Here is a 25,441-nt window from a genome sequence, read left to right as displayed (position 1 = left end):
CGCTAGCCGTAGACGCTGGCGATAAGGTCGCGCAGCGCCTGCGCCACGTCGGGCTCATCGGTCAGCGGCTCCACCACGGCGGCCTGCAAGGCACGCTCCAGCGGCATCCCCGCGGCGATCAGGCTGGCGGCATAGATCAGCAGGCGGGTGGAGACGCCCTCCTCCAGATCCATCCCCGACAGCGCGCGGATCATCCCCGCCAGCCGCACCAGCGGGGCAACCCGCGCGGCATCCAGCCCGCTTTCGCGCGCCACCACCGCCACCTCGGTCGCCGGATCGGGAAAGCCGAAGGTGATCGACAGGAACCGTTGCCGGGTCGAGGGTTTCAGGCGTTTGAGAATGTTCTGGTAGCCGGGGTTGTAGCTGGCCACCAGCATGAAGCCCGGCGGGGCCACCAGCTCTTCGCCGGTGCGGTCGATCATCAGGGTGCGGCGGTTGTCGGTCAGCGGGTGCAGCACCACCGTCACGTCCTTGCGCGCCTCGATCACCTCGTCAAGGTAGCAGATCGCCCCTTCCCGCACGGCGCGGGTCAGCGGGCCATCCACCCATTCAGTCTCGCCGCCGCGCAGCAGGTAGCGGCCGATCAGGTCGGCGGCGGACAGATCGTCATGGCAGGCGACGGTGTAGAGCGGGCGGCCAAGCCGCGCCGCCATATGCTCCACGAACCGCGTCTTGCCGCAGCCGGTCGGCCCCTTCAGAAGAAGGGGAAGACCTTTGGCATGGGCCGCCTCGAACAGTGCGCATTCCTGCGCAACGGGGCGGTAATAGGGCGCCGTGCGGTCGGCGCGGTCCGGGGCGAGCGCGTTCATGCGGTCTCTCCCTCGGCCTTGGGCATGGTGTTGGGGGTGATGATCTCACGCCGCACCACGACCTGGCTGTAGATGAACAGGACAGCCCCCAGCGCCACGCAGACGCCAGCGCCAAGGCGCATCATGTAGAACAGGGCCAACTGGTCCTGCACATCCATGTAATAGTCGCCGACGATGCGCTGCATATGGGTCTGGATCGTGCCGGCGAAGGTCAGCACGAAGGTCATGAACGCCATGCCCCCGGTCATCAGCCAGAACGACACCATGTTCAGCACCTGATTGTAGGGGGCGCGGCCGCGCAGCAGCGGCATCGCATAGGTGATGATCGCAAGGTTCATCGCCACATAGGCGCCATAGAAGGCAAGGTGCCCGTGCGCGGCGGTGATCTGGGTGCCGTGGGTGTAAAAGTTGACGCCGTGGAAGGTGTGCAGGAAGCCCCAGACGCCCGCCCCGAAGAACGCCACCGTCGCCGAGCCAAGCGCCCAGAGCAGCGCCGCCTTGTTGGGATGGTTGCGGCGGCCCTTCCAGACCATGATGAAGGCGAAGGACATCATCGCGAAGAACGGCACCACCTCGAAGGCCGAGAAGATGGATCCCGTCCACTGCCAGTAGGCGGGCAGGCCGATCCAGTAGAAATGGTGGCCGGTGCCAAGGATGCCGGAGAAGAGCGCCGTGGCGACGATGACGTAGAGCCATTTTTCCACCACCTCGCGGTCCACCCCCGTCAGCTTCAGCATCAGGAAGGCCAGGATCGCGGCCATCACCAGCTCCCACGTGCCCTCGACCCAGAGGTGGATGACGAACCACCAGTACATCTTGTCGAGGCTCAGGTTGTCGGGGTTGATGAAGGCGAAGATCCACAGCAGCGACAGCAGCCAAAGGCCGGTCAGCAGCACGCCGGTGATCGCAGTCTTGCGCCCCGCCAGCACGGTCATCGAAATGTTCAGCAAGAAGATCACCGCCGCCACGAGGATGCCGAACTTGACCCAGAGCGGTTGTTCCAGAAACTCGCGCCCGCCATGGATGCCGACGAGGTAGCCGCCGACGGCCCCCAGCGTGCCGACGACGAGGATGATCAGCTGCAGATAGGCCAGCTTGACCGACCAGATCTCACATTCCGCTTCCTCGGGGACAAGGAAATAGGCGGCCCCGAAAAACCCCAGCAGCAGCCAGACGATCAGCGCATTGGTGTGGATCATGCGGATGATGTTGAAGGGCAGCAGTTCCGAGAGGGTATTGGGCCAGACATAGACCCAGCCGGCCAGCAGCCCGCCGAGGACCTGGATGCCGAACAGCCCCATCGCCACGAGGAAATAGGCGTAGGCGACCTTTTGCGATTGGTATTTCATGTGCTCTCTCCTAGCCCGCATCCGTCGGCGGCCAGCCTTGGGTATCGGTCTGATCGGCCCAGCGCAGGAACTCTGCCAGACCGCGCATCTCTTCGGGGGTGATCTCGAAGAACGGCATCTGGCGCCGGCCTTCGATGCCGCTGGGTTGGGCGGCCATCCAGCCATCCATCGTCTCGAAGGCGGCTTCGGGGTCGTCCAGCACGCCCCAGCGGGTCATCACATTGCCAAGCTCGGGCGCGAAATAGGCCCCCTCGCCGTGCAGGGTGTGGCAGTTGATGCAGCTATGCCGCTCCCAGACATGTTTGCCGAGGATCACCTCGGGCGACAGCGGCATCCCGGCAGTGGAGACGTTCACCACGTAGCGGTGGGAATGGATCGTCATGATCACGAACACGACGATGAAGAACAGCGAGCCGCCGTAGAAGATGTTCCTGGCCCGTGACTTCGTGAGGATCTCTGACATGGCGTCGTCCTGGCGATTGTTGCGGATCGGGCCGGTCTAACCCGACGCGCTCTGCGCGACGTTGTGCCAGCGCAACGACCCGGCGCCTTGGTGCGGCGAGGGTGCAGCGCGTTTGACCCGCCCAAGGCGAAGGCTCAGGATCGACGATCCCGACCTGCGGCTGCGACGGCTATTGGAGTCATGTCGATGACTGGACGGGCGGTGAAGTCACCGCGCCGCAGCCGCGAAAGCCGATCTTTCCATCCGGGGCACGAGCCATATGGGCCGCACCGGCGACAGGTGGCACTGCCGCGAACGGGCCATGCGGGTACCTTTGACCGCGGGAAGCATCGCGAGCGAGGACAAGCCAGCAGCCAAGGTCCTTGCCACCCTGAGCCTCGCGCCAATGCGGACCTGGGGCGGCAGTATGGGCGGACGCCCGCGAGGGGCGCGTCAGTCGGCGGGGAGCGCTTTGGCCTCTGTTTCCATCTGCCAGCTGAGGCCAAGAAAGCCTTCCCGGTGGGCAAAGGTCACCAGATGGCTGTCGATCGCAAAGCGGGTCTGGATCACGCTCTTGGGATCCTCGGCGGTGATGCGGACATGCAGCGCATCCGCATCTGCGCGCATCTCTGCCACACCGGACATCAGCGCGCTGCGGCCGGTGGTCTCGTCATGTTCGACCTCGACCTTGTGGGCGAAATGCTTGCAAAGCTGCTGCAGGTATTTCGAGGCATGGGCGGTCGGGTAGCGGGCAGTGGTCACATACATCGGCTATTCCTGACTGTTTCTACCGGAATAGTGTCTGGACCCCATTGCCGCAAGCGGATATTGATCTTCCGCCAGCATGAAGCCAGTCCCAGCCACATGCGCAAACCCTTGCAAAGGTGCGCCATGAACAGATTTTCCCTGGCCGGGCTTGTCGCCGCGGCGCTGCTGTCCTGCCTGCCCGCATCGGCCCAGACCGTCAACGTGGACACCGCGCGCGGCGCTGTGGACGTTGCCGCGCAGCCCGACACGGTGGCCGTCTTCGACATCGCCGCCCTTGACACGATCCACGCGCTTGGAATCACGCCTGCCGGCGTGCCGGACAAGCTCTATGTCCCCTATCTCTCGGACCTCGCCGGGGCCGCCGCCGCCGCCGGCACCCTGTTCGAGCCGGATCTGGAGGCGCTGGCCGCGCTTGGCCCGGAGCTGATCATTCTGGGCGGGCGGTCCTCCACCCAGGTCGAGTCGGTCTCGGGCCTTGCCCCGACCATCGACATGACCATCGGGATGGATCTGGTGGCCGACGCGCGCGCCCGGATCGGGGCTTACGGTGCCATCTTCGGGGCGGAGGACAAGGCGGGTGAGCTGCTGGCCACGCTGGATGCCAAACTTGCCGAAACGGCGGAGGCCGCCGCGGGCAAGGGCACCGCGCTGATCGTGATGGCGAACGGGCCGAAGGTGTCGGCCTATGGCGAGGGCTCGCGCTTTGGCTGGATCCACAGCGCGCTGGACCTGCCCGAGGCGCATGAGAACCTCGACCCCGAGACCCATGGCGATGCGATCTCGTTCGAGTTCATCGCCGAGGTGAACCCCGACTGGCTGATCGTGATCGACCGCGGGGCGGCCATCGGCGAGGCGGGCGGCGCGAGTGCCACGCTGGACAATGCGCTGGTGCAGGGCACCACCGCCGCGCAGAAGGGGCAGATCGTCTACCTCGACCCGGCGCCGATCTACATTGCCGGGGGCGGCTACACCTCGATGATGCAGACGCTGGACGAGCTGCTCGCAGCCTTCGCCGGCTGAGCGCGCCCGGTGCGGCTGGCCCTGATCCTTGGCGCGGCCTTGCTGCCGCTGTCGCTTGCCAGCGTCATGATCGGCGCGGCGAGCGTGGATTGGGCGCACATCGCCAGCGATCCGCAGGCCTTCCTGATCGTGACCGTCTCGCGCGTGCCGCGGACGGTGGCGGTGATCCTGACCGGGGCGGCGCTGGCCGTGGCCGGCGTGGTGATGCAACAGATCGTGCGCAACCGCTTTGTCGAGCCGGGCACGGTGGGCACCGCCGAGGGCGCGGCGCTGGGGTTGCTCGCGGTGACGGTGCTGGCCCCCGCCGCGCCGATCTGGGCCAAGATGCTGGTCGCCAGCCTTGGCGCGCTGGCGGCGACGGCGATCTTCCTGGCGCTGATCCGCCGCCTGCCCCCGCGCGAGGTGCTGCTGGTGCCGCTGGTCGGGCTGGTGCTGGCAGGGGTGCTGCAGGCCGGCGTCACCTTCATCGGCTGGCAGACCGACCTTTTGCAATATGTCGGCATCTGGCTGATGACCGGCGAGTTTTCGGGCGTGATCGCCGGGCGGTATGAGCTGCTGTGGATCGCCGCGGCCGCCGCCGCGCTGGCCTGGTTCGCCGCCGACCAGTTCGCAATTCTGGGGCTGGGGGAAGAGGCCGCGACCGGGCTGGGGCTGAACCACAGGGCGGTGATGCGGCTTGGCCTTCTGGTCGTGTCGGTGGTCACGGCGATGGTGGTGGTGTCGGTGGGGATGGTGCCCTTCGTCGGGCTGGTGGTGCCGAACATCGTGGCGCGCGTCATGGGCGACAACCTGCGCGCCTCGCTTCCCGTGGTCGCCACCGGCGGCGCCGCGCTGGTGCTGGCTTGCGATCTGCTGGCGCGGCTGGTGCGCTATCCCTACGAGGTGCCGGTGGGCACGGTTCTGGGCATCCTCGGCTCGGTGCTGTTCCTGTGGCTGCTGCACCGGGCGCCCGCCCGTGGATAGGCGGGTCGCTGCCCTCGCGCTGGTGCTGCTGGCGGCCTCGGCGGCCTATCTGCTGTGGGGCATCGGCGGCAACTGGCGCTTCGTGCTTGGCCTTCGGGCCGGCAAGCTGGCGGGGATGCTGGTGGTGGGCGCGTCCATCGGCGTGGCGACGATCCTGTTCCAGACCGTCAGCCAGAACCGCATCCTGACCCCCGCAATCATGGGATTCGACGCGCTTTACGTGCTGCTGCAGACCGCGCTGGTCGCCGCTTTGGGTGTCACCGGCTTCGCCATGCTGCCGGTGGGTACCAAGTTCGCGGCCGAGGTCGCGGTGATGGCGCTGGCGGCGATGGCGCTGTTCGGCCTGCTTCTGGGCCGCGGGGCGCAGGACGTTGCGCGGATGATCCTGACCGGGGTGATCCTTGGCATCCTCTTCCGCTCGCTGGCCGGCTTCCTCGCGCGGGTGATGGACCCCAATGCCTTTGCCATCGTGCAGGCGGAAAGCTTCGCCAGCTTCTCGCGTATCGACGGCGCGCTGCTGCCCTGGGCCGCCGGGGCTGCGGCTCTGGCGGTCCTGGCTGCCTTCCGGCTCTCCTCCCGCCTCGACGTCATGGCCCTTGGCCGCCCGGTCGCGGTGTCGCTGGGGCTGCGATATGAGGCGATGACCTTCGCCACGCTGGCGCTGGTGGCGGTGCTGGTCTCCGTGTCTACCGCGCTGGTCGGGCCGGTCACCTTCTTTGGGCTGATCGTCTCGGGCCTCGCGCATTCCCTGATCGCCAGCGCCCGCCACGCCCTGCTGCTGCCCGCCGCGGCACTGATCGGCGGGGCGATCCTCGTCATCGGCCAGCTGGTGTTCGAGCGCGTCTTGGGCCTGCAATCGGCGCTGAGCGTGGTGGTGGAGTTCGTGGGCGGGCTGTTCTTCCTCTGGCTTTTGCTGAAAGGCCGCATCCGATGATCCGTATCGACAATGTCAGCCACCGCATCGGCACCGCGCCGATCCTGCAGGGCATCGACCTGACCCTGCTGCCGAACAGCGTCACCGCACTGATCGGCCCGAACGGCGCGGGCAAATCCACCCTGCTCAACCTGATCGGCCGGCTGATCCCGCTGCAAGAGGGGCGCATCTCTGTGGACGGGCATGACGTGACGACCACCCCCTCGCGGCAGCTGGCGAAGGTGATGGCGATCCTTGGCCAGACCCACCATGCCGGCAGCCGGCTCCGGGTGCGCGAGCTGGTGGCCTTCGGCCGCTGGCCCCATCACCTCGGCCGCCCGCGCCCCGAGGATCAGGCCGCGGTAGAGGCCGCGCTGGTGCAGTTCGACCTTGCCGGGCTGGCGGAGCGGTTTCTGGATGAGGTGTCGGGCGGCCAGCGCCAGCGCGCCTTCCTCGCCATGTGCATCGCGCAAGATACCGACTGGCTGCTGCTGGACGAGCCGCTCAACAACCTCGACATGGCCCATGCCCGCGCGCTGATGGCGCGGCTGCATGGGCTGCGCAGTGCGGGGCGCGGAATTGTCGTCGTGGTGCATGAGGTGAACTATGCCGCCGCCTGGGCCGACCATGTCGTCGCGCTGAAGGGCGGGCGCGTGGTGGCGGAAGGCACGCCGCATCAGGTGCTGACGCCCGAGGTGCTTGGCCAGCTTTACGACATGGAGATCCGGGTGACGGAGCTGGACGGCCGGCCGCTGATCCTGCATCACGTCTGACGGGTTTTCATCCAGGCCGGAAACTGGCAAGTCCAAGGCACTGCCATCAAGGGACAAGCCGACGTGCCAGCCGCCCCAGACATACCCGAGCCGGTCCGGTTCGACGACGCCGACCCCGCCACCGCCTATAACCGGGTCTGGTTCAACCTGCTGCGCATCCAGCGCAGCATGGCGCCGCGGATCAGCCGCGCGCTGAAGGGCGCGGGCATCGAAGACCCGGTCTGGTATGAAATTCTGCTGGAGGTGGAGAAAGCCGGCGCCGAAGGCATCCGCATGGCAGAGCTGGAAAGTCGCCTGTTCGTGGCGCAATACGCCCTGTCGCGCCACGTGGCGCGGATCGAGGCCGCAGGCTTCGTGCGCCGCGACGGGCAGGAGGAGGGGCGGCGCGGGCGCACGCTGTTCATCACGGGAAAGGGTCTCGGCCTGCATGACAGCATCTGGCCGGCCTATGTCGAGGCGATCCAGTCGGAGCTGCGCCACCGCCTCAGCACGGACGAGGCCTATGCCCTCTGCCGGCTGCTGATCCGGCTCTATCCCTGACGCGGCAAGCGCCGCCGGGCGCGAACCCGGCGGCTCTGGCCCCTCACCCGATCAGAACCGCGCGACGGCCGACAGCGTGATGGTGCGGCCCGGCTCGCTGAGCGGCTCCACGTCGAGATAGTCGGCGCCATAGGTCGCACGGTCGGCGTAATCGACGTCGAAGAGGTTGTTCACCTCGGCGCGCAGCGTCAGCCGGTCCAGCTGCGGCGGGATGTATTCCACGAACAGGCTGACCACCTCATACCCGTCCAGCGGCAGGTCCGAGACCTTTTCGGTGTCGTCATAGTCCATAGCCAGATCGAGGCTGCCGCCGAAGGTCAGGTCGGTGCCCGCCAGCGTATGCTGGGCCTGCAGCGCAAGCACCTGTCCGATGGGCGTTCCGAAATCGAGCGCGTCATAGCTGCCCGCCGCGCCGCCGTTCACGGTGACCTCGCTGTTCGAATAGGTCAGCCGCGCAAAGCCGCCGGTCCAGCCATAGCCGACGCCGAGGTTGAAACCCTCGCTCTTGAAGTCGAAATTGTCGGTTGTGGATCGGGCATTGTCGATCTCGGTCACGAAGATCTCGCCGCCGATGGTCAGGTCGCCCCGCGTCCAGTCAAGTCCGGCGGTGACGTTCTGGGCGCGCGCAGGTTTCAGCCCGTCATAGTCCCAGCTGGGCAGGAAGGTGTAGTTGTCCTCGATCCCGATGCCGCCGAAGACGCTGGAATAGCCGGCCCGCACCTCCAGTTCGTCGGTCAGGTCATAGGCCAACGACAGGTTGCCCGACATGCCCGACACGTCATCACGGTAACCGCCGATCCCGTCGAACTCCTGCCAGTCCGCGCGCGCGCCGAAGGACAGCTTCCAGCGGTCGGTCGGCTCCAGCCGCGCCTGTGCAAACAGGCCGATGTTCTGGGCGCCTTCCTCATAGCGCTCGCCCGGGCCCTCATAGCGGCCGATGCGGTCGTAAAAGTCGATCCCGGCCACGATGGTGTCGACGCCTGACAGATTGAAGGTGTTCTGGACGGTTCCCGACCAGGCAGATGAGGTGCCCTCGCTCTCATAGGGATGCGGCACGTCGATCAGGCTTTCGGAGTAGCCAAGCACGACCTTGGGATCCCAGATCCCGTCTGCAAGGGTATTCTCGTAGCTGAACGAATAGCTGGAGCGCCCGGTGTCATAGCGGCGCAGGATCTGGTCCGGCCGCGGCGGATTGAGCCCGCCGAAGTTCGCACGCCACGGGCGCAGGGCATCGTCATCCAGCCGCTGTGCCGAGAACTCGAAGCGGTGGCCCTCGGCCGCCTCATAGGCCAGCTTCAGCAGGTAGCTTTGCAGATCGGCGGCCGATCCGAGGATGTCATCGCCGCCCCCCGTGGTGTAATCCTCGCCGGTGGCGGACTTGATGTAGCCCAGCCACTCGAACCCGCCCTGAATCCCGGCGATGGTCAGGGCGCGGGTGAAGGTCTCGCCATTATCCGCATAGCCAAGCCGGACGTTGCCGCCAAAGCTGCGACCATCCTCAAGGATGTCGGCCGCATCGACGGTTTCCATCACCACTGCGCCGGCCAGCGCGTTCGGGCCGGTATCGGCAGCGGCGACGCCCGCATCGGCGCGCACCGCCTTCAGCAGGCCCGGGTCGATGGCGTTGGCGCTGACATGGTGGAAGGCGCGGTTGTTCTGCAGCACGCCGTCGACGGTGACGGCAAGGTTCAGCATGTCGACGCCGTTGACATAGATTTTCTGCGCGATGGGGATCCCGCCCCCGACCGACACCGAGGCGACGCCCGCGAAGAGGTCCTTCAGATCGCCGATCCGCGCCCGCTCCAGTTCGGCGTCCGACACATAGACCGCCGTGGCCCGGTCGGCGGCAAAGGCCTGCTCGTCGCGCGCCTCGACCACGATGGGGTCCAGCTGGAAGGCGGTACCCTCTTGCGCGTGGGCGCCGAAGGCGGCGCCCGTCAGGGCCGCGCTGGACATCAGCAGGGAAAGGATTCTGTTTCGCCGTTGGGATTGCACCGGTTGTCTCCTTTGAAGATGAGACCCGACCGGCTGTGGAGCGCACCATGGCTGCGAGTTCTGGAATTTCCTCCGACTACGCGGGGTCGCGCGTTACATGCAAGTGCATATTGCGAGCTTTGGCTAATCTTGATTGAAATAGTCAGATCTGTGCCACAGGAGGACCAGCTCGCTCCTGGGAATGGCCTCCAGGCTGTGAGGGCCGAGCCGCCCTCTCCCGCACCATGCCAAGAAAGGCCGTGAACCCGGCCGAGGGGTTGCGCCGGCCGGGATAATAGAGGCTGAAGCCCGGCCTTGGCGGCGTCCAGTCTTCCAGCAGTCGGATCAGGCGGCCGGCGGCGATATCGTCGGCGACGTCCTGCTCGATGAAGAAGCCGATGCCGACGCCGTCCAGCACCGCCGCGCGGGCGAGGACGGCCTCGTCCAGCGTCAGGCGGCCCTTGGGGTCGAACTGGACAGGCTCGCCGTCCCGCTCGAACTGCCAGCGCAGCAGCGCGCCGTTCGGCAGGCGGCCCCGGATGCACTCCTGCACGGGAAGCTCGGCCGGGGTCAGCGGCCTTGGATGCGCCGCAAGCCATGCGGGCGCGGCGACGACAGCGAAGCGCTGCGGCTTGCCCAGGGACAGCGCGATCATGTCGCGCGGCACCAGATCGGCGGGGCGGATGCCCAGATCGAAGCCCTCGGCCACGATATCGACCAGCCGCCCTTCGGTCACCAGATCGACCTGCATCTCGGGATGACGGCGCAGGAACTCCAGCACCAGCGGCGCAATCTCGCGGCCCGCCTGCACCGAGGCGTTGATGCGCAAGAGGCCCGAAGGCGTCTCGCGCTGCGAGCGGGCGCTGTCCATGGCGGCGCGGATCTCGGCCAGCGCCGGGGCGACGCGCTGGACGAAGTCGCGCCCGGCATCCGTCAGCGAGACGCTGCGGGTGGTCCGGTTGAAGAGCCGCACGCCGAGGGAAGCCTCGAGCCGGGCGACGCTATGCGAGAGCGCGGTGGTGGACATGCTCAGGTCGAGCGCCGCCGCGCGGAACGACCCGCGGCGCGCGACGGCCAGAACCGCCTCCAGCCCTTTCAGTGCGGCCTCTTGCATTGTCCTGATCCTGTCATCTTCAGATGCCGGATTATCCCGATTATCGGTGCGGCGGTCGACCCCTATCTTCCTGGCATCAGCAGAAGGAACATCCCATGCAGCTTCCCGCCCCGATCCGGACCTATTTCACCGCCAGGGCCCCGCAGGAGGGCGAGGCGTTTGCCGCCGCCTTCGCCGCAGAGGCCATCGTCCATGACGAAGGCCAGGTCCACCGCGGCCCCGAGGAGATCCGGGCCTGGTGGCTTGCCGCCAAGGCCAAGTATCGCCACAGCGCCGAGCCGCTGGATGTGGCGAACGTCGCCGACAAAACCGTGGTCCGCGCGCGCGTCAGCGGGGACTTCCCCGGCAGCCCCGTTATCATGACCTTCACCTTCGGCCTTGCCGGGGACCGGATCACCGATCTGGAGATCGGCTGATGCCAGGGTTCCTCACATTGCAGGGCAAGCGCGCCTTGATCACCGGCGGCACGCAAGGCGCCGGCGCCGCGACCGTGGCCCTGTTCCGCGACCTTGGGGCGCAGGTGCTGACCACCGCGCGCAGGCGCCCCGAAGACATGGATGAAGCCATGTTCATCGCCGCCGACCTGACCACCCATCAGGGCTGCGAGACCGTGGCAGAGGCGGTGCGGAGCCGGCTTGTCGGCGTGGACATCATCGTCCACATGCTCGGCGGCTCTACCGCGCCAAGCGGCGGTTTCGCGGCCCTGGGCGAGGCGGAATGGCAGGCGGAGCTGAACCTCAACCTGCTGCCTGCGGTGCGACTAGACCGGGCGCTTGTGCCGGGGATGGCCCTGCAAGGATCGGGCGCGGTGATCCATGTCACCTCGATCCAGCGCCTGCTACCTCTGCCCGAGGCGACCATGGGCTATGCCGCCGCCAAGGCCGCGCTGTCGGTCTACAGCAAGGCCCTGTCCAAGGAGGTCTCGCCCAAGGGGGTGCGGGTGGTGCGGGTGGCGCCGGGCTGGATCGAGACCGAAGCCTCGCTCCGCCTGGCCGAACGGCTGGCGCAGGAGGCGGGCACCGATGTCGAGGGCGGCAAGCAGATGATCATGGACGCCCTCGGCGGAATCCCGATCGGCCGGCCTTCGAAACCGGCCGAGATCGCAAGCCTGATCGCCTTCCTCGCCTCGGACCGCGCCGCGAGCATTACCGGCACGGAATATGTGATCGACGGAGGGACGGTGCCAACAGCCTGATTCAGCGAGATCGGGGCGATCGGCACGTTGCGCGCGCCGGGCCGCCCGGGGAAGGCATCTGTGGACGCGCCTTGGGAAACCGGGCCGCCAAGCAACAGTTCACGGCTTCTTGCCGAGGATGATCATGCCAAGGATGTCATCCTCGGTCACATCAGTCACACGCTCGGTGCCGACCAGCTTGCCGTTCTTCATGACGGATACCCGGTCGCACAGATCCATCACGTCATGGATGTCGTGCGAGATCAGGAAGATGCCCAGGTTCTGCCGCTTCAGTTCAGCGATCAGCTCGCCCACCATGCGCGTCTCATGCGGGCCAAGGGCCGCCGTCGGCTCATCCATGATGAGGATCCGCGCGTTGAAATAGACCGCGCGGGCGATGGCGACCGACTGGCGCTGGCCGCCGGACAGGGCGGAGACGGGCACGTTGAACTTGTGGAAGTTCGGGTTCAGCCGCGCCATGATGCGGCGTGTCTCGGCCTCCATCCGGTCGTCATCGACAAAGCCTGCGGCGGTCACCAGCTCTCGTCCCAGAAACAGGTTCGAGGCGGCGTCGAGGTTATCGGCCAGCGCCAGCGTCTGATAGATCGTCTCGATATTCTGGGCCCGGGCGTCGCGGGGGTTGGTGATGGTGACCGGCTGCCCGTCGATCAGGATCTGCCCGCTATCCATGCGGTAGGCACCGGACAGGCACTTGACCAGCGTCGATTTCCCCGCACCGTTATGGCCCAGAAGCCCCACCACCTCGCCGGGATACAGATCGAGGCTGACATGGTCGATGGCCTTGACGCCCCCGAAGGACAGCGCGATGTCGCGCATCTCGACCAAGGGTGTCATTTCAGCGCCCCGCTGCGTTTGCGATAGAGGATGTCGATGAACACCGCCAGAACCAGCACCGAGCCGACGACGATGTTCTGGAACGGGCTTTCGACGCCCACCATCGCCATGCCCGATTGCAGCGACTGCATGATCAACGCACCAAGGATCGCGCCATAGATCGTGCCCACCCCGCCTGACAGCGCGGTGCCGCCGATCACCGCCGCCGCGATCACCCGCAGCTCATCCAGCGTGCCGATGTCATTGGCGTGGTTCGCCGCGCGGGCCGAGGCCACCACGGCCGACAGCGCGCAGAGGGCCCCCATCAGCGCGAAGATCTTGACCGTCAGCAGCTTGGTGTTGATGCCTGACAGCGCCGCCGCCTCGGGGTTGCCGCCGGTGGCAAAGACATAGCGGCCAAAGCGCGTGCGCCGCGCCACCACCGTCATCGCCACCGCAATGGCGATCAGCACGAGGACCGAGATCGGCAGCCCGTAGCCTTCGGTATACCCCTCGGGCAGGGTCTCGCCGCGGGCGGCAAAGATCCGCTCCAGCCGCGCCACGGGAACCTGATAGGCGTTGAGGATCGCCACGAAGCCCAGGATCAGCCCCGCGACGATGGCCATCATCACGCCCTCGGCCCAGAGCGGTTTGACCGCAAAGCCGTGGCCCGCCTTCTTCTGCCGCGCCGTTGCCATGAACCACAGCGACACCGCCACCGCGAGCGCGCCCACCACCCAGGATGCCGTCACCCCGATGGTGCCGTTGATCCCGCCGAACAGCTGGAAATTCGGGTCCAGCGGCCCCAGCGTCTGCCCCGAGGTCAGGTACCACGCGACATTTCGCCAGACCAGAAGCCCGCCAAGCGTCACGATGAAGGACGGGATGGTCAGGTATCCGATCAGCCACCCGTTGAACGCCCCCACCGCAGTACCGACGACCAGCCCCGCGACAATTGCCAGCGGGGCCGTCGCGGGATGACCGATGCCAAGCCCCAGCAGCTGCGGCATCACCCAGACCTGCACCAGCGCCATCACCGCTGAGCAGACCGCCAGCAGCGATCCGACCGACAGGTCAATGTGCCGGGTGACGATCACGAACACCATGCCCGTCGCCATGATCGCGACCGAGGCGGTCTGGATCGTCAGCGTGAAGATGTTGCGCGGCGTCAGGAACCGCTGCCCCGTCATCAAGTGGAAGACGAGGCAGATCGCCACGAAAGCGCCGATCATGCCCAGCAGCCTTGTGTCCAGCTGCAGGGTGCCTGTGAGCGACTTTCTCGTGGTGCCGCCGGTTGCGGTATCGGTCATCCCTTGCGCCTTCAGTTGCAGGGCGCCGGACCGCCCGTCACGCCCTGGCAGAGCGCCTCTTGCGTGATCCAGCCAGCATCGACGACCGCCGAGAGGTTGTCTTGCGTGATCGGAACCGGCGCCAGGAACTTCGAGCGTAGGACCGTGCCGGCGGGCGAGGTCCACTCAACCTGCCCCTCGACCTGCGCCTCGGCGTCAGCCGCCAGCGCGAGGGCGATCTCGGCAGCCTCGCGGCCCAGATCGCGCGAGTCCTTCCAGACCGACACCGTCTGCGTGCCCGCCGCGATGCGGTTCAGCGCCGCGTGGTCGGCATCCTGCCCCGACACCGGAATGCCCTGCATTCCCTGTGCCGTCAGCGCGGCGACGGCGCCGCCTGCCGTGCCGTCATTCGAGGCGACGACCGCGTCCACCCCGTTGTCGCTGGCGGTCAGGAACTGTTCCATGTTGCGCTGCGCGTTTGCGGGCAGCCAGCTGTCGGTATAAGCCTCGCCCACGATGGTGATGCTGCCCGCGTCGATGGCCGCCTGCAGCACTTCTTGCTGGCCGGCGCGCAGGAAATCCGCGTTGGGATCGGTGCTGCTGCCCTTGATCATCACGTAATTGCCCTCGGGCACGCGCTTGAAGACTTCGGCGGCCTGCATCCGGCCGACTTCCATATTGTCGAAGGTCAGGTAGAAGGCGCGCGCATCGTCGATCAGGCGGTCATAGGCGACGACGGGGATGCCCTCGTCGGTGGCGGCCTGAACCGCCGGGCCGATGGCGGCGCTGTCCTGCGCCAGGATGATCAGCGCATCGACACCCTGCGAGATCAGCGCCTCGACATCGGAGAGCTGCTTGGAGGAGGAGGATTGCGCATCGGCCGAGACATAGGTGGCTCCGGCCGCTTCAAGCGCCCCGCGGATCGCGGCCTCGTCGGTTTTCCAGCGTTCCTCCTGGAAGTTCGACCAGCTGACGCCGACAGTCTGGGCGAAGGCGGTTGAGGACAGGGCCGTGGTCGCGGCCACGGCAAGCAGGATCGTAGAGCGCATGAAAATTCCTCCCCAGGACAGGCCGACGACTCCCTTCGCCGACATCAAAAGAATGTCCCGCATTAGTTCAGCTGTCAAAAATAAAATCTGGCTACCGGGGCAGATTTCCCCCCATGATACAGCAAATGCGCTGCTTCGCCTTTTTGTGAACCATATTTTGTTCAGACACTAAAGTAATGAGAGTGATGTCACCCGACCTTCAACCAGCCTTGGGCTGCGGCCCGATCATCCCCCGGTTCGAGGGCCAGCGCCCCTTGCGCCAGCAGGTGTTCGAGCGCATCCGCGCCGCCGGGCGCATTCCCCGCGCCGAGCTTGCGCGAGAGCTTGACATCAGCCCGGCCTCGGTCACCGCCCTGACGGCGGACCTGATCAGCGCGGGAATGATCGAGGAAACCACCCGCGAGGCCGATGGCGCACAGGGACGCGCACGGGGGCGCCCCCGCGTGGCGCTGGCCGTGCGGCCGGACGCACATCTGGTCGTGGGGATCAAGCTGTCGGTTCACAAGCATACGGCCGTCCTGGTCGATTTTGCCGGTCGCCTGATCGCCGCGGAAACCCTGCCCCGCACCCCCGGCGCGATGGCGCCCGGCGCGCTGCTGGACGCCACGGCACGGCTGCTGGAGCGGGTCTGCGCCAAGGCCTGCGTCAGGCCCGCCGATCTCTCGGCCGTGGGCCTCGGCGTTCCGGGCTTCGTCGATGCCGAGACCGGCACCGTGTACTGGAGCCCGGTGCTGGACCGTCGCAACATCGCCCTCGCGCAAGAGGCCGAACGCAGGCTGGGCCTGCCGGTCCATGTGGACAACGATGCCAATCTGGTGACCATGGCCGAGCTGTGGTTCGGCGCGGGCCGCGCGCTGTCGCACTTTGCCGTGGTGACCATCGAGCATGGCGTGGGCATGGGCTATGTCCTCAACCACCGCATCCACCGGGGCTTTCGCGGCGTGGCGATGGAGCTTGGCCACACCAAGGTGCAGCTGGACGGGGCCCTGTGCCGCTGCGGCCAGCGCGGTTGCCTCGAGGCCTATGTCGCCGATTACGCTTTGGCCCGCGAGGCGTCGGCGGCGCTCGACTGGACCCACCATGACATGCGTTCGATCAGTGTGATGCTGGAGAGCCTGCACGACCAGGCCGAGGCGGGCAACACGGCGGCGCGGTCGATCTTCCTGCGCGCGGGTCGCTATCTCGCGCTTGGATTGGCCAATGTCGTCAACCTGTTCGACCCGGAGCTTATCATCCTTTCGGGCGAAAGGATGCGCTATGAGTATCTCTATGCCAACGAGACCTTGGCCGAGATGCCGGATTTCTGCGTTGCTACCGGCCGCCCGGCCCCCAAGGTGCAGATACAGGCCTGGGGCGATCTGCTGTGGGCCCACGGCGCTGCAGCCTTGGCACTTTCGGCCATCAGCGAGACGCTGATGAGCCCGAAGGCCGCATGACAGCGCCCTGCCCCGGGGCCGCCTTCAGCGCCGCGAATAGCCCAAGGCGACCGAAATTGCCTCGGCGGCTTCCATCACCTGCGGCGCGATCAGCTTCAACTGCTTGCGCTTGAGCCGTGAATCGGGGCCCGAGATGCCGATGGCCCCCACCAGCTCGCCCGAACGCCCTAGAATGGCGCAGGCACAAGCGGCAATGCCCTCGCGCCATTCACCATGCAGCACCAGCGCATGGCCCTGCGCGCGGGCCTGCGCGACGTCCTCGCGCAGCTCTGCCAGCGTGGTACGGGTGGTTTCGGTGTAGGAGCGCAGATGCGGGGTGAAGCGGTCCAGATAGTCGTCGGGCATATGGGACAGCATCGCCTTGCCGGTGGCGACGGTGAAGGCCGGCGCCCGAGAGCCGACGCTGGTATTGGCGCGGATGTGATGCGCGCTCTCGATCTTGTCGAGATAGATCACGTCGATGTCTTCCAGCACCGAAAGGTGGACCGTCTCGCCGGTCTGCTCGGCCAGCCGGGTCATCGCCGGGCGCGCAATCTTGATCAGGTCCATGCGGCGGATGACGTGGCTACCCAGTTCCCAGATCTTGGTCGTTAGCTCATAGGTGCTGTTCGCCGGGACCTGCCGCACATAGCCATGGGCCTGCAGGGTCTGCAGCAGGCGGTGAACGTTGCTCTTGGTCATCTCCAGCTCTGCCGCCAGATCGCTGACCCCGCGCGGCAGATCACTGAGGGCGAGGGTTTCCACAAGGCGCAGTCCCTTGACGAAGGCTTTGTCCATAGATGTCCCGATACTCACGCGGCGCGCCCGCAGCGCTCTGGCCGCCGACTATAGCGCAAAATGCGGTGGCCGCGACAGCAGCGTCGCGGCCACCCATGTGACTTATTGTGCCAGCAGCGCGTTCAGCTGTTCCTGGCCATGCTCTTCATTGGTGGTCGTGCCGCCTTCCGACATCGCCCCCCAGTAGTCCGGGCTCCACTCGATGGCGCGAGAGACGTTCGCGGGGTTGTTGGCCCAGTATGTGCTGACCGCGGGGTCCGCCGCCTCGAACACCACCGAGGACGGCAGCGCCACCGGGAAGTTGGAGGTCAGCTCGGCCGCACGCTCGGGTTCCAGTCGCCAGGACAGCAGCTTCATGGCGTTTTCGTAGTTCGGCGCGTCCTTGGGGATCGAGAAGAAGTCGTAGTAGATGAAGCCCTGGTTCCACTCCACCTCGATCGGGGCGCCGTCGAGCGCCAGTTTCGAGGTCGACCCGGTATAGGCCATGCACATGTCGGCCTCGCCATCCAGCAGCAGCTGCGGCGGCTGCGCCGAGGTGGTCCACCATTTCGAAACATGCGGCTTGATCTCGGCGATCTTGGCCAGGGCGCGGTCCATGTCGAGCGGGTAGAGCTGGTCCTTTTCCACGCCGTCGGCCATCAGCGCCGCTTCCATCACGAAGCGCGGCCAGGCCGGCAGGCAGCGCTGGCCCGGGAAGCCCTCGACATCCCAGAAGTCGGCCCAGCTTTTGGGCGCCTCTTCCTCGGAATAGACATCGGTGTTGTAGACAAGGCCGACACCGATGACCTGCAGCGCGACGCCCTTGGGCCGCTTGAGGTTGTCGGGCATCGCGGCCAGGGTCTTCTGCGCGCCTTCGGACATCATCGAATAGTCGATGTCGGCCAGGCAGCAATCGCCCAGAAGCTTCGTCTCCTGGTCGAAGATGAAGGTCAGGTCCCACTCGGTCTTGCCGGCCTCGACCTGCGCCTTGATCCGCGGGCCCGACCGCGCTTCTTGCACGGTGATGACGTCGATGCCGGTTTCCTCCTCGAAGGTATCGTACATCACCTTGCGCAGCGCCTCGCCATAGCCGCCCCCGGGATCTTGCATGATCACCTCGGTGCTTTGCGCCAGCACCGGACCGGCGCCGAGCGTGGCGGTGACGGCCAGGGCCGACACCATTCCTTTCAGTCGATCAGATCCAAGCATCGCATCTCCTCCTCTGTTTTACTTGGGTTTCAGTCAGTGTGCCGCGCGCGACCGCCCGAAGACGGGCCGCGCGAGGAAGATCCCACCGACCACCAGCACCACCTCCAGCGTCGAGACGACCGCCAGAACCGGGTTGAGCTGATAGTTGATGTCGGCCCAGAGCATCAGCGGCAGCGTCTTCATCCGCGGGCTGGACAGGAACAGCGACAGCACCAGTTCGTCGAACGAGTGCAGGAAGGCAAAGAACACCGCCGCGGCGAGGCCGGGCGCGATGGCGGGCAAGGTGACCGTGCGGAACACCGTCAGCACCGAGGCGCCATGCACCGCCGCGCTTTGCTCCAGCTGCCGGTCCACGGCTTGCAGCGAGGCCGCGACGATCACGATCACGATCGGGATGCCGCCGATGGCGTGGGCGGCGGCGAGGCCAAAATAGGTGCCCACAAGGTTCAGGTGCAGGAACAGGCTGTAGAGCGACAGGCCAAGCACCACCGGCGGCACGATCATCGGGCTGACCAGCAGCAGCATCACCGCCGATTTGTAGCGGATCTCGCTGCGCACGATGCCCACCGCCGCCGTCGCGCCAAGTGCGACCGCCATCACAGAGGACAGCGCCGCGATCCCCAGCGAATTCCAGAACGCCGCCATCCAGTTCGAATCCGAGAAGAACTTCTGGTACCATTGCAGCGACCAGCCGGGGGGCGGGAAGGTCAGGTAGCTGGCCTTGCTGAACGAGATGACGATCACCACGAGGATCGGCAGGATCAGCGTACACAGCACGAACCCTCCCAGGATCCGCACCGCCCATGTACCGGTGCTGGCGGGCAGCCGCCCCAGCAGGCGCAGGATCGGCCAGCCGGCCGCATCGGCCACCACCATCGCGGCGCTGCGCCGGGTCGGTCCCGCGGCGGCGCGCTTCGATGGTGCCGGGGTCTCCGCCACTTCGGTCAGCTTGCCGCCGCCCCAGATGAACTCGAACCCCATCAGCCGGCCGGCGACGCCGACCACGATCAGCGTGATCACCAGCAGCACCACCGCCAGCGCCTGCAGGAAACCCTCGCCGGTGATGGAATCCGCCTGCTGGGTGATGTGCATGGCGAACATCTGGTCGCCCGGACCACCCAGAAGCGTGGGGGTGATGAAGAAGCCAAGCGCGCTGACGAAGACCAGCAGGAACCCGGCACCAATGCCCGGCAGGGTCAGCGGCAGCAGCACCCGCCAGAACACCGCCAGCGGCCCGGCCCCGCTGGCCAGCGCCGCGCGGATCAGGTTCTGGTCCAGCCGCGACAGGCTGGAATAGATCGACAGCACCATCAGCGGCATCAGCACCGCCGTCATGCCCATCAGCACGCTGCCGCGGTTGAACAGCAGCGCCAGCGGCTCGTCATAGATGCCCAGCCAGATGGCGGTCTTGTTGATCGGACCGTTGCGGCCGAGCAGCACCATCCAGGCATAGGTGCGGATCAGGATGGCGATGAAGTAGGGCAGGATCACCGCCGTGGCGATCATCGCCTGCACGCTGCCCCGGCTGCGCTGGATCAGCAGCGCGGTCGGATAGCCGAACAGCGCGCACAGGCAAGCCACCGTCAGCGCGATCTTCATCGTGCGCAGCAGCGATTCCCAATAGAGCGGGACCGAGAACACCCGCGCGATGTGGCTCCACCACGGATCGGCGGCGACGCTGACCCGCGCCAGGTCGATCAGCGGCATCACGTAGATCGCCGCGAGGAACAGCACCGCCGGCACCAGCAGCAGCGCCGGGGATTTCAGCCAGGCGCCGCGGGGCCGTGGCGCGGCAGGGGCAGACAGAGGCGCGGCGGTCATGCCAGCACCCAGCAGTCTTGCGGGCCCCAGCCGACATGGATCTTGCTGCCCGGCGCGGGCAATTCGCGGGCCGCAGTGTCGGGGCAGCGGATCAGCAGCGTCTCGCCGCCCTCCATCGCCGCTTCGATGCGCAGCGTCTCGCCCATGAACAGCGCCGAAGTGACCGTCGCGGGGGCCGTTCCGGGTTGCGGGCCGTCATGCAGCGCCATCCGTTCGGGACGGATCAGCACCGTCACCTTGCCGATCGAGGGCACGTTGCGGCTGCCGGCCTGAAACACATGCCCGGCCTTGCTGCGCAGGGTGGCGGTGTCGCCGCGCCGTTCCAGCACCTCGGCCTCGATCAGATTGCTTTCGCCGACGAAGCCGGCAACGAACCGGCTTTTCGGGTGGCGGTAGATCTCCAGCGGGCGGTCCACCTGGATGATGTGGCCCTTGTCCAGCACGGCGATACGGTCGCTCATGGTCAGCGCCTCGCTCTGGTCATGGGTCACGAACAGGATCGTGCTGCCGATGGTCTGGTGCAACTCGCGCAGCTCGATCTGGATCGACTCGCGCAGCCGCCGGTCCAGCGCCGACAGCGGCTCGTCCATCAGCACGACGCGGGGGCGCATCACGATGGCCCGGGCAATCGCCACCCGCTGCTGCTGGCCGCCCGACATTTCGGACGGCGTCTTGGCTGCGTGTTCGGAAAGCCGCATCATCTCCAGCGTTTCCGCCACGCGCCGGTCCGAGGTGGCCCGGTCGAGCCCGGCCATCCGCATCGGGAACGCGACGTTCTGCGCCACGGTCATGTTGGGAAACAGCGCATAGCTTTGGAACACCATGCCAAACCCGCGCCGATGGGTGGGCACATTCGTGATCGGCTTGCCGTCGATCAGGATGTCGCCGCCGTCGATACGCTGAAAGCCTGCCAGCAGGTTCAGCAGCGTGGTCTTGCCGCTGCCGGACGGGCCCAGAAGCGTGATGAATTCGCCCGGCTCCACATCGAGGCTGATCCGGTCGGCAGCCACGAAGGCCCCGTATTTCTTGGTGACTTCGCGCATAGAGATCTGCGCGCCGATGATGTCCTGGCCGCGCCCTGCCCGGCCGGACGGCGAAGCCTCTGCACGCGGATCGCGCGAAGTCTGGGTCTGTATCATAGCATCCTCCCATGCGTTCTACATTATAGAACAGCATTCCGCATTTCATTCTCGGTTGAGTTTCGCGCTTGTCAAGAAGTTCCGCGCGCCCGGCGCCAGCGGGACCGAAAATTCTCTGTGCGCGCCCCTCGCAGCAAGCGTTGACACCCCTGCCAAGCTCTGCCTATCCTGATTTTCAGAATATTGTTCTACATTGTGGAACGCGCGAATCGTCGCCGCAAACCCGAAGGGGAGGACACTGATGCAAGCCGATCTGCGGGCCATGGCCACGCGCATCCGACCCGGAATGCGAATCGCCCTTCCGGTCGACTACGCCGGCGTGTCGATGGCCATGACCCGGCCGCTGATCGAGCATGGCGCGGGCGATCTGGATCTGCTCTGCGTGCCGACCGGCGGGCTTCAGGTCGATCAGCTGATCGGGGCCGGCCTCGTCCGCGGGGTGGAAACCAGCGCCGTGTCTCTGGGCGAGGCCGGGGGCGCGCCGCGCTTCAACCAGGCGGTGAAGGACGGCGCGATCCGCCTGCGCGACGCCACCTGCCCCGCGATCCATGCCGGGCTGATGGCGGCGCAGAAGGGCAGCCCGTTCATGCCGATGCGCGGGCTCATCGGCACCGACGTGCTGCGCCACCGGGACGACTGGCGCGTGATCGACAATCCCTTTGCGCCAGGCGGCGACCCGGTCGTGCTGATCCCGGCGATCCATCCCGATGTGGCGATCTTCCATGCCCCGATGGCCGACCGCTTCGGCAATGTCTGGATCGGGCGGCGACGCGAGCTGGCGGCGATGGCCTATGCCTCGACTGAGGCGCTGGTCACGGTGGAACGCATCGTCGAGCACAACCTTCTGGCCGATGAGATGACAGCGGCAGGCACCCTGCCCGCGCTTTATGTCACTGCCATCGCGGCCGCGCCGCGCGGGGCATGGCCTTACGGCCTGTGGGGCGAATACGGCACCGAAACCGATGAGCTGATCCGCTACGCCCGCGCCGCCCGCACCGAAGCGGGCTTTGCCGAGTACATGGCGCAAGAGGTGCCGGCATGACCGGGGTCCTGCCGCGCGAAACGCTGATCTTCACCATCGCCCGGCTGCTGGAGGGCGTGCGGCTGGTCGCGGTGGGCGCCGCCTCGCCGATCCCCGCGGCAGGGTCGATGCTGCGCCGGGCGTTGGACGAGGGGCAGCGACAGGTGCGCCTGTCGGTGCTGGGGTCGGTCGAGCACAATTTCTTCACCAACGGCTCTGCCGAACTGTTCGATAGCGCAGGTCAGGGGCGGCTCGACGCCTTCTTCCTTGGCGGCGGGCAGATAGACGGGCAGGCCAATGTCAATCTGGTCGGCGCGGGCGACTATCCGCAGTCTTCGGTGCGCTGGCCCGGCTCGTTCGGGTCCGCCTATCTGTATTTCACGGTGCCCCGCGTGATCTTGTTCCGCGAAGAGCACAGCCGGCGCGTGCTGGTCGAGAAGGTCGATTTCATCTCGGCCCCCGGCACCAGCCCCAAGGGCGTCTATCGCCCCGGCGGGCCGGTGGCGCTGCTGACCAGCAAGGGCCTGTTCACTTTTGACAAGACGCGCCCCGGCTTCACGCTGGACAGCGTCCACCCCGGCCATACCCCGGCCGAGATCGCCGAGGCGACGGGTTTTGCCTATGACGCCCCCGCCGCGACCCCCAACACACCACAGCCTGGTCCCGCCACGCTGTCGCTGCTGCGCGGCCGCGTGCTGACCGAGCTTGCCGAAACCTATCCCGCCTTCGCCGCCGACTGGCGCCGCGATCTGGCCGCGCTGGCTGCCTGAAAGGACGACGCCCCATGTTCAAACCCGGTTCTCTCGCCAATCTGAAGGTGATCGACGCCAGCCGCGTGCTGGGGGGGCCCTATGCCGGCCAGATCCTCGCCGATCACGGCGCCGATGTGATCAAGGTGGAACCCCCCGCCGGGGATGAAACCCGCGGCTGGGGCCCGCCCTTTCTCGACGGCGCAGCCAGCTACTTCCTCGGCCTCAACCGCAACAAGCGCGGCATCGCCGTTGACCTCGCCCAAGAGGCCGGGCGCGAGCTGCTGCTGGACCTGCTGGCCGATGCCGACATCTTCATCGAGAATTTCAAGACCGGCACGCTGGAGCGGTGGGGCGTGGGACAGGATGAACTCTCGCGTCGCTTTCCCCGACTGATCCACGCCCGCATCTCGGGCTTTGGTGCCGATGGGCCGATGGGCGGCCTTCCGGGCTATGACGCGGCCGTTCAGGCGCTCTGCGGCATCATGAGCGTGAATGGTGAACGGGGCGGCCAGCCGCTGCGCGTCGGCCTGCCGGTGGTGGACATGGTCACCGGCCTCAACGCCGCGCTTGGCATCATGATGGCGATCCATGAACGGGCGACCAGCGGCAAGGGCCAGTTCGTGGATACCAGCCTGTATGATTGCGGCGTGTCACTGCTGCACCCGCATCTGCCGAACTACTACCTGTCGGGGAAGGTGGCAGAGCCCTCGGGCAACGCCCATCCCAACATCTGCCCCTATGACACCTTCGCCACCGCGACCGAGCCGGTATTTCTGGCAGTCGGCAACCATCGCCAGTTCACCGTGCTGTGCGGAATGATCGGCCGCCCCGACCTTCCGGATGATCCGCGCTTCACCTCGAACAGCGAGCGTAACATCCACCGCGACGCGCTGAAGGTAGAGCTGGAGGCAGCCCTTGCCGCCTTCGACTGCGCCGACCTGTCGGACCGGCTGATCAAGGCCGGCGTACCTTGCGGCGCGGTGCGCAGCATCGATCAGGTGGTGGCCGATCCGCACACAATCCACCGCAAGATGGTGGTGGATATCGGCGCCTATCGTGGCACCGGCAGCCCGATAAAACTGTCGCGCACCCCCGCCAGCTACCGCCTTGCCCCGCCGCAATTTGCCCAGCACACCGCCGAGGTGATGGCAGAGCGCGGGCTTGATACCGACCGCTACCGCGATGTGCTGCCCGGGATGGATACGCCCGCAGCCGTGTCCGACGCCTGAGGAATGATCATGACCCAGCAGCCCCTGACCATCGGCATCATCGGCGACGGCTTCATGCAGCCGGCCTTCTTCGAAACCGCACTGAAAGCCCGCCTGCCAGACCGTGACCTGCGGTTCCGGCAGATGGAGCTGGACTGGCCGCTGCGGCTGAAATCCACCAAGCACGACCCCACCCTGCCGGTGGGAGAATTTGTCGGCCGGCCCGAGGAGTATTTCGGCTTCCTGTCCGATCTCGACATCCTCATCACCCATCTCGCCCCGATCACCGGGCCAAGCCTTGACCATGCCCCGAACCTGCGGCTGATCGCCGTGTCGCGCGGCGGGCCGGTGAATATCGAGATGGCGGCGGCGCGCGAACGCGGCATCACCGTCGTGAACACGCCCGGACGCAATGCTTCGGCCGTTGCCGAGTTTACCGTCGCCTCGCTTCTGGCCGAGACCCGCAACCTGATCCGCGGGCATCTGGCGGTGGCGAGCGGCACCTTCGGGCGCGAGTTTTACCACTACGGCAATACCGGGCCAGAGCTGTGCGAGCTGACCGTGGGCATCATCGGCTATGGCGATATCGGCACGCGGGTGGCGCGGCTGCTGCGCCCCTTCGGCTGCGAGATCCTGATCTATGACCCGTTCAAGGAGCTGACCGAGGAGGAAAAGGCCGCCGGCTTCCGCAAGGCCGAGCTGGATGACGTGATGCGGCAGGCCGATGTCGTCACCCTGCACCCCCGCGTCACCCCACAGACCAAGGGCATGATCAGCCGCGAGCGCATCGCCATGATGAAGCCGGGCGGCTATATCGTAAACACCACCCGCGGGCAGGTTCTGGACTATTCCGCGCTCTATGATGCGCTGGTGTCCGGCCATCTGAAAGGCGCGGCGCTCGATACGTTCGACCCGGAACCGCCGCCGCCCGACTGGCCGCTGCTGAAGTTGCCCAATGTCACGCTCTCGCCCCATATCGCCGGGGCCTCGCGCTATTCCGCCACCAAGGCCGCAGCCATGATCGCCGAGGACATCGCCCTGATCCTGGGCGGCAAGGCCCCGCTTTATCCCTGCACATGAGGTTTGCC

General features: G+C 66.8%; 25 protein-coding genes. 12 read left to right on the top strand and 13 right to left on the bottom strand.

Going from position 1 to position 25,441, the window contains the following annotated elements:
- Positions 1–2: 2 nt before the first annotated feature.
- The 4 genes from GVY41_RS01205 to GVY41_RS01190 all read right to left on the bottom strand — a co-directional run bounded on the left by GVY41_RS01205 (position 3) and on the right by GVY41_RS01190 (position 3,368).
- Positions 3–809, bottom strand: a complete 807-nt coding sequence (locus tag GVY41_RS01205; RefSeq protein ID WP_161342567.1) for a CbbQ/NirQ/NorQ/GpvN family protein — start codon at positions 807–809, stop codon at positions 3–5.
- Positions 806–2,158: a cbb3-type cytochrome c oxidase subunit I gene (locus GVY41_RS01200; protein ID WP_161342565.1), complete on the bottom strand. Its 1,353-nt coding sequence runs from the start codon at positions 2,156–2,158 to the stop codon at positions 806–808. Before GVY41_RS01200 ends, GVY41_RS01205 begins: the two co-directional genes overlap by 4 nt.
- Before the next feature lie 10 nt (positions 2,159–2,168).
- Positions 2,169–2,621 (bottom strand): c-type cytochrome, encoded by a 453-nt coding sequence (locus tag GVY41_RS01195; RefSeq protein WP_161342563.1) that lies wholly within the window; start codon positions 2,619–2,621, stop codon positions 2,169–2,171.
- A gap of 432 nt (positions 2,622–3,053) precedes the next feature.
- The gene (locus tag GVY41_RS01190) at positions 3,054–3,368 is read right to left on the bottom strand and encodes a DUF2218 domain-containing protein (RefSeq protein WP_161342561.1); all 315 of its coding nucleotides are present in this window, start codon (positions 3,366–3,368) and stop codon (positions 3,054–3,056) included.
- Positions 3,369–3,491: 123 nt separating this feature from the next.
- On the opposite strand from GVY41_RS01190, the gene GVY41_RS01185 reads away from it, so the two are divergent.
- The 5 genes from GVY41_RS01185 to GVY41_RS01165 all read left to right on the top strand — a co-directional run bounded on the left by GVY41_RS01185 (position 3,492) and on the right by GVY41_RS01165 (position 7,577).
- Positions 3,492–4,388, top strand: a complete 897-nt coding sequence (locus tag GVY41_RS01185) for a siderophore ABC transporter substrate-binding protein (protein ID WP_161342559.1) — start codon at positions 3,492–3,494, stop codon at positions 4,386–4,388.
- 9 nt (positions 4,389–4,397) lie between these two features.
- Complete coding sequence (locus GVY41_RS01180; protein WP_373283223.1) at positions 4,398–5,351, top strand: ABC transporter permease; 954 nt, start codon at positions 4,398–4,400, stop codon at positions 5,349–5,351.
- A complete protein-coding gene (locus tag GVY41_RS01175; RefSeq protein WP_161342557.1) occupies positions 5,344–6,285 on the top strand; it encodes an iron chelate uptake ABC transporter family permease subunit in 942 nt (313 codons plus the stop codon). The genes GVY41_RS01180 and GVY41_RS01175 overlap by 8 nt, the downstream gene beginning before the upstream one ends.
- A complete protein-coding gene (locus GVY41_RS01170) occupies positions 6,282–7,037 on the top strand; it encodes an iron ABC transporter ATP-binding protein (RefSeq protein ID WP_161342555.1) in 756 nt (251 codons plus the stop codon). The genes GVY41_RS01175 and GVY41_RS01170 overlap by 4 nt, the downstream gene beginning before the upstream one ends.
- A 63-nt stretch (positions 7,038–7,100) precedes the next feature.
- Entirely contained in the window at positions 7,101–7,577 is a 477-nt protein-coding gene (locus GVY41_RS01165) for a MarR family winged helix-turn-helix transcriptional regulator (protein ID WP_229725894.1), read from the top strand.
- 51 nt (positions 7,578–7,628) lie between these two features.
- Here GVY41_RS01165 and GVY41_RS01160 read toward each other — a convergent pair whose 3' ends face one another.
- Both GVY41_RS01160 and GVY41_RS01155 read right to left on the bottom strand, forming a co-directional pair.
- The gene (locus GVY41_RS01160; RefSeq protein WP_161342552.1) at positions 7,629–9,533 is read right to left on the bottom strand and encodes a TonB-dependent receptor plug domain-containing protein; all 1,905 of its coding nucleotides are present in this window, start codon (positions 9,531–9,533) and stop codon (positions 7,629–7,631) included.
- A gap of 181 nt (positions 9,534–9,714) precedes the next feature.
- Complete coding sequence (locus tag GVY41_RS01155; RefSeq protein ID WP_161342551.1) at positions 9,715–10,665, bottom strand: LysR substrate-binding domain-containing protein; 951 nt, start codon at positions 10,663–10,665, stop codon at positions 9,715–9,717.
- 95 nt (positions 10,666–10,760) lie between these two features.
- Between GVY41_RS01155 and GVY41_RS01150 the strand changes: the two genes are divergently transcribed.
- Both GVY41_RS01150 and GVY41_RS01145 read left to right on the top strand, forming a co-directional pair.
- Positions 10,761–11,081 carry a nuclear transport factor 2 family protein gene (locus GVY41_RS01150; RefSeq protein WP_161342549.1) on the top strand — a complete coding sequence of 107 codons (321 nt, stop codon included), beginning with the start codon at positions 10,761–10,763 and terminating at the stop codon, positions 11,079–11,081.
- The gene (locus GVY41_RS01145) at positions 11,081–11,860 is read left to right on the top strand and encodes an SDR family oxidoreductase (RefSeq protein WP_161342547.1); all 780 of its coding nucleotides are present in this window, start codon (positions 11,081–11,083) and stop codon (positions 11,858–11,860) included. Before GVY41_RS01150 ends, GVY41_RS01145 begins: the two co-directional genes overlap by 1 nt.
- Before the next feature lie 99 nt (positions 11,861–11,959).
- Here GVY41_RS01145 and GVY41_RS01140 read toward each other — a convergent pair whose 3' ends face one another.
- The 3 genes from GVY41_RS01140 to xylF are packed head-to-tail and all read right to left on the bottom strand — an operon-like array spanning position 11,960 to position 15,011.
- The gene (locus GVY41_RS01140; protein ID WP_161342545.1) at positions 11,960–12,694 is read right to left on the bottom strand and encodes an ATP-binding cassette domain-containing protein; all 735 of its coding nucleotides are present in this window, start codon (positions 12,692–12,694) and stop codon (positions 11,960–11,962) included.
- Positions 12,691–13,983, bottom strand: coding sequence for a sugar ABC transporter permease (locus GVY41_RS01135; protein ID WP_161342543.1), 1,293 nt, complete (start codon positions 13,981–13,983; stop codon positions 12,691–12,693). The genes GVY41_RS01140 and GVY41_RS01135 overlap by 4 nt, the downstream gene beginning before the upstream one ends.
- Positions 13,984–13,994: 11 nt before the next feature.
- The gene (gene xylF, locus GVY41_RS01130) at positions 13,995–15,011 is read right to left on the bottom strand and encodes a D-xylose ABC transporter substrate-binding protein (protein WP_161342541.1); all 1,017 of its coding nucleotides are present in this window, start codon (positions 15,009–15,011) and stop codon (positions 13,995–13,997) included.
- Between the two features lie 185 nt (positions 15,012–15,196).
- On the opposite strand from xylF, the gene GVY41_RS01125 reads away from it, so the two are divergent.
- A complete protein-coding gene (locus tag GVY41_RS01125) occupies positions 15,197–16,447 on the top strand; it encodes an ROK family transcriptional regulator (protein ID WP_373283225.1) in 1,251 nt (416 codons plus the stop codon).
- Between the two features lie 24 nt (positions 16,448–16,471).
- Here the strand turns inward: GVY41_RS01125 and GVY41_RS01120 are convergent, their stop codons facing one another.
- The 4 genes from GVY41_RS01120 to GVY41_RS01105 form a co-directional block, all read right to left on the bottom strand.
- The gene (locus GVY41_RS01120; RefSeq protein ID WP_161342537.1) at positions 16,472–17,224 is read right to left on the bottom strand and encodes an IclR family transcriptional regulator; all 753 of its coding nucleotides are present in this window, start codon (positions 17,222–17,224) and stop codon (positions 16,472–16,474) included.
- Between the two features lie 102 nt (positions 17,225–17,326).
- Positions 17,327–18,412, bottom strand: a complete 1,086-nt coding sequence (locus GVY41_RS01115; protein WP_161342535.1) for an extracellular solute-binding protein — start codon at positions 18,410–18,412, stop codon at positions 17,327–17,329.
- 33 nt (positions 18,413–18,445) lie between these two features.
- On the bottom strand, positions 18,446–20,233 hold the full coding sequence (locus GVY41_RS01110) for an ABC transporter permease subunit (protein ID WP_161342533.1): 1,788 nt from the start codon (positions 20,231–20,233) through the stop codon (positions 18,446–18,448).
- Complete coding sequence (locus GVY41_RS01105; RefSeq protein WP_161342531.1) at positions 20,230–21,372, bottom strand: ABC transporter ATP-binding protein; 1,143 nt, start codon at positions 21,370–21,372, stop codon at positions 20,230–20,232. The genes GVY41_RS01110 and GVY41_RS01105 overlap by 4 nt, the downstream gene beginning before the upstream one ends.
- Before the next feature lie 241 nt (positions 21,373–21,613).
- Between GVY41_RS01105 and GVY41_RS01100 the strand changes: the two genes are divergently transcribed.
- The 4 genes from GVY41_RS01100 to GVY41_RS01085 are packed head-to-tail and all read left to right on the top strand — an operon-like array spanning position 21,614 to position 25,433.
- Complete coding sequence (locus GVY41_RS01100; RefSeq protein WP_161342529.1) at positions 21,614–22,414, top strand: CoA transferase subunit A; 801 nt, start codon at positions 21,614–21,616, stop codon at positions 22,412–22,414.
- Complete coding sequence (locus GVY41_RS01095; RefSeq protein WP_161342527.1) at positions 22,411–23,163, top strand: CoA-transferase; 753 nt, start codon at positions 22,411–22,413, stop codon at positions 23,161–23,163. The genes GVY41_RS01100 and GVY41_RS01095 overlap by 4 nt, the downstream gene beginning before the upstream one ends.
- A gap of 14 nt (positions 23,164–23,177) precedes the next feature.
- Positions 23,178–24,374 (top strand): CaiB/BaiF CoA transferase family protein, encoded by a 1,197-nt coding sequence (locus GVY41_RS01090; RefSeq protein WP_161342525.1) that lies wholly within the window; start codon positions 23,178–23,180, stop codon positions 24,372–24,374.
- A gap of 9 nt (positions 24,375–24,383) precedes the next feature.
- Positions 24,384–25,433: a 2-hydroxyacid dehydrogenase gene (locus GVY41_RS01085; protein ID WP_161342523.1), complete on the top strand. Its 1,050-nt coding sequence runs from the start codon at positions 24,384–24,386 to the stop codon at positions 25,431–25,433.
- Positions 25,434–25,441: the final 8 nt, after the last annotated feature.

The sequence above is a fragment of the Frigidibacter albus genome, assembly GCF_009908165.1.
In the GTDB taxonomy this organism is placed as follows: Bacteria; Pseudomonadota; Alphaproteobacteria; order Rhodobacterales; family Rhodobacteraceae; genus Frigidibacter; species Frigidibacter albus.
This window is presented reverse-complemented; position numbering and strand designations above follow the sequence as displayed.